Raw genomic sequence first — 788 nt, 5'->3', positions numbered from 1 at the left:
TTCATGTAGACACAGCTAGCCATAAGGGTGATGCGGGTACTTATTCTGTGCATCTTTACTACATGTTGGATGGTAAACGAACTTATATTACCGAAACTACAGCCACAGTGCCTCAATCTAATGAATCCCATGTAACAGGGAAATTGACCAATAACGGTTCTTACTACAGTGTTCGTGGTAAATACGATGATATTATCATTGTCAATAAGAAGCATGGTCTTTCTAAGGACTATAATCCAGGTGAAAATCCTACAGCTAAGGCAGCCTTTGTTCGCCTTCGTGATGATATGATTAACCAAGGTTTGAATGTCGGACGTTCATACAGTGGTTTCCGTTCTTACGATTATCAAAAGACTCTTTACGACAACTATGTTAGCCGTGATGGTCAGGCAGCTGCGGACCGTTACTCAGCTCGTCCTGGATATAGCGAACACCAAACTGGATTAGTCTTTGATTTGACCGATAAATCTGGTAATTTGCTTGAAGATTCACGTGCTAGTCAATGGCTTAAAGACAATGCACATAACTATGGCTTTATCGTGCGTTTCCAAGCAGGTAAAGAAGCTTCAACTGGCTACATGCCAGAAGCATGGCACATCCGCTATGTGGGTAAAGAAGCTAAAGACATCCACGATTCAGGTTTGAGTTTGGAAGAATACTTCGGTATCGAAGGTGGTGATTATGTTACTAGTAGTAAACCTGCTGAAAGCAAACCAGCCACTACAGGTGCGATCAACCTTCCAGCGACAGGAACTTATACCTTCACAGGTCGTGCGTCAATCAAGGCG

The 788-nt window shown here is 42.8% G+C and carries 1 protein-coding gene; it reads left to right on the top strand.

What is annotated here, in order from left to right; genetic code table 11:
* Positions 1 to 788: LD-carboxypeptidase LdcB/DacB (ldcB, locus tag HMPREF2607_RS09315; RefSeq protein ID WP_186821392.1), on the top strand; the 788-nt coding region annotated here is incomplete at both ends.

This window comes from Streptococcus sp. HMSC078H03, assembly GCF_001808655.1.
GTDB lineage: Bacteria > Bacillota > Bacilli > Lactobacillales > Streptococcaceae > Streptococcus > Streptococcus salivarius_G.
This window is presented reverse-complemented; position numbering and strand designations above follow the sequence as displayed.